4 protein-coding genes are annotated in these 3,263 nt (G+C 39.9%); 3 read left to right on the plus strand and 1 reads right to left on the minus strand.

Going from position 1 to position 3,263, the window contains the following annotated elements:
* Nucleotides 1-1,197 (plus strand): ABC transporter permease (locus tag KH943_RS09675; protein WP_304110383.1); only part of this gene is annotated, 1,197 nt, incomplete at its 5' end.
* 47 nt (nucleotides 1,198-1,244) lie between these two features.
* Here the strand turns inward: KH943_RS09675 and glpX are convergent.
* Nucleotides 1,245-2,240, minus strand: coding sequence for a class II fructose-bisphosphatase (glpX, locus tag KH943_RS09680; protein WP_304110384.1), 996 nt, complete (start codon nucleotides 2,238-2,240; stop codon nucleotides 1,245-1,247).
* A 192-nt stretch (nucleotides 2,241-2,432) separates the two neighbouring features.
* On the opposite strand from glpX, the gene zapB reads away from it, so the two are divergent.
* The gene (gene zapB / locus KH943_RS09685; protein WP_005709994.1) at nucleotides 2,433-2,651 is read left to right on the plus strand and encodes a cell division protein ZapB; all 219 of its coding nucleotides are present in this window, start codon (nucleotides 2,433-2,435) and stop codon (nucleotides 2,649-2,651) included.
* 62 nt (nucleotides 2,652-2,713) lie between these two features.
* Nucleotides 2,714-3,263 (plus strand): thymidine kinase (locus tag KH943_RS09690; RefSeq protein WP_304110385.1); only part of this gene is annotated, 550 nt, incomplete at its 3' end.

A 3,263-nucleotide genomic window follows, 5' to 3' on the forward strand; every position in this document is an offset into this window, starting at 1 on the left:
CCTCGCTTTTTTGATCAACTTGCTGAATCGTTCAAAATGGCAATTAGTGCTATTTTCGCTCATAAATTACGTGCACTATTAACGATGTTGGGGATTGTTATTGGTATTACTTCTGTTATTTCCGTAGTGGCATTAGGGCGTGGATCACAAGAACAAATTTTGTCCAATATCAACAATCTCGGTACCAATACAATGACCATTATGAACGGCACAGGATTTGGTGATCGACGAGCCAATCTGACTAAAAACCTTACGATTAGCGATGCCACAATGCTAGGTAAACAGAATTTCGTGGATAGTACGACTCCTTCTAGTTCATTTAGCACAACATTGATTTATGGCAATACGAATATAACAGGCTCCGTAAATGGCGTAGGCGAGCAATATGCCGATGTACGAGGCATTAAAATGCTTTCTGGGCGTTTTTTTAATAAAGAAGAAGTAAATGAAGCTGCACAAGTAGTAGTGATTGATGCTAATACTCAGAAAGATCTTGGCTTAACTTTGCCGATTGAAGGGAAGATTATTCTAGTGGGTAAAAAACCGCTTCGTATTATTGGTTTAGCGGAAGAGTCTAACAATATGAACCAAACCAGCCTGAAACTCTGGACACCTTACACAACGCTAATGCAACGTATTTCTGGCGAAAAGTCGATTGATTCGCTTACAGTCAAAATTAAAGATAATGTGGAAAGCCAGACTGCAGAGAAAAGTATTACTGAGTTACTGACAGTCAAACACGGCAAAAAAGATTTCTTTATTATGAACTCGGACACAATCAAACAAACCATTACCAGCACTACTAACACAATGACGCTGCTGATTTCTTCAATTGCGTTGATTTCGCTTGTTGTGGGCGGAATCGGTGTGATGAATATAATGTTAGTTTCAGTAACTGAACGTACTAAAGAGATTGGTGTGCGTATGGCGATTGGAGCGAAACAGAGTAACATTCTGCAACAATTCTTGATTGAAGCGATGCTAATCTGCTTACTTGGTGGCGTAATTGGTATTCTTTTTGCTGTTGCCATTATCACAGCATTTAACACACTTGGCAGCGATTTCAAAATGGTGCTCTCACCTGAATCCGTTATACTTGCCGTATTCTGCTCTAGCTTAATCGGTGTAGTGTTCGGTTATATGCCAGCCAAAAACGCTTCGAAGTTAAATCCAATTACAGCGTTATCTCAAGAATAATCTGTACAAGCGGTCAAATTTGACCGCTTGTTTGCAAATAAGGAGAGTTAATCATCCATACGTGAAACATCATGTAGCGATTCTACTCGGCGGATGGTGTGAGAACGGCCACGGATTAACAGCGTTTCAGTAAATAGCATACTGCCTTTGCGGTGAACACCTTTAAGCAAATCGCCTGTGGTAATGCCTGTTGCAGCAAAAAGCACATTATCATCTTTCACGATCTCTTCCATTTTCAACACTTGATTAACGAGCACTTCCATTTCCACACAGCGTGCAATCTCTTTTTCCGCTGCAAGCATATTTTCTGGCGAGTTGCCTTTTACTTGATTGCGAGGAATCAGTCTGCCTTGAATATCACCGCCCAATGCTTGAACTGCCGCCCCTGTTACTACACCTTCTGGTGCGCCTCCAATGCCGTAAACAAGGTCGATTTCGCTATCTGGTAAACAACATTGCACTGATGCAGCCACATCTCCATCAGGAATGGCAATCACACGCACGCCCAGCTCTTGTACTTTTTTGATAATTTCATCGTGGCGAGGTTTAGCAAGAATCGCTACCGTCATTTGTGAAAGTAATTTGCCTTTTTTTGAGGCTACACGACGAATGTTTTGTTCAAGCGGTAGATTTAGGTCAATCATCCCCTTCGCTTCGCTGTCTACCACTAATTTTTCCATATACATATCGGGTGCTCGCAAGAAGGTATTTTTACCGCCAGCAGCAAGCACCGCTATTGCTCCTGCTTGTCCCATCGCTGTCATTCGTGTGCCATCAATTGGATCGACTGCAATTGCGACTTCCTCATCTTGTGGTTCAGAACGTCCTACTTTTTCGCCAATATAAAGCATCGGTGCTTCATCAATTTCGCCTTCACCAATGACAATCTCACCGCGAATTTCCATTTTATTAAGCAGTGCACGCATTGCTTTTACTGCCGCATCGTCCGCCGCATTTTTATTACCCCGCCCAATCCAATTAAATGCAGCCAAGGCTGCTGCTTCAGTCACACGAGAGAATTCAAAAGCAATTGAACGTTTCATATTAATTTTCCTCAAGTTAAACACTAAAATCGACTGCTATTTTACCAATTCGCAAACGATTTCGTTATAAAAATTTAGGAAATTTTACACAAACAAATAAATTTCCAAAAAGTCGCGAACTTTTCAATGAAATCAACATCTTAATGATGTATACTATTTAAAATTATCCATTTAATTTCAGAGGTGAATCTTATGTCATTAACAATTCTTGATGAATTAGAAGCGAAAATTAAACAAGCTGTTGAAACTATCCAATTACTTCAATTAGAAATTGAAGAGTTAAAAGAGAAAAATGAAACAGCGAAGAAAGAAAATGAAGCGTTACAACAAGAACACGAGCAGTTAAAAGCTGAACAACAAAGTTTCCAAGACCGTTTACGTTCGCTTTTAGGTCAAATCGATAACGTTTAATCTTCAACTCAACGGCTAATATCAATTAGCCGTTTCTTTTTTATGCTACATATCCAATTCTTATGGCAAAACTTTATTTCTACTACTCTTCAATGAATGCGGGAAAATCCACCACACTACTTCAATCTTCCTATAACTATCAAGAACGCGGAATGAATACGCTCGTTTATACGGCGGCTATTGACGACCGCTATGGCGTAGGTAAGGTAACTTCTCGCATCGGTATTTCTCAAGATGCCAATTTATTTAATCAAGATACGCAACTTTTCGATGAAATCAAACAAGCCCACCAAGCAAAAACGTTACATTGTGTCTTGGTTGATGAGGCACAATTCCTAACGAAATCACAAGTTTATCAACTCACCGATGTGGTAGATAAATTAAACATTCCTGTGCTTTGTTATGGTTTACGTACGGATTTTCAAACCGAACTTTTTGAAGGCAGCCATTATTTGCTTGCTTGGGCAGATGAGTTAGAAGAGCTAAAAACCATCTGCGATTGTGGTCGAAAAGCTCACTTTGTGATTAGAATGAATGAGAAAGGTGAAGCGGCAAAAGATGGCGATCAAATTCAAATCGGCGGCAACGATACGTATTTGTCTGTTTGTCGTA

Origin of the sequence: Haemophilus parahaemolyticus, assembly GCF_018373095.1 — a bacterium.
Classification (GTDB): domain Bacteria; phylum Pseudomonadota; class Gammaproteobacteria; order Enterobacterales; family Pasteurellaceae; genus Haemophilus_A; species Haemophilus_A parahaemolyticus_A.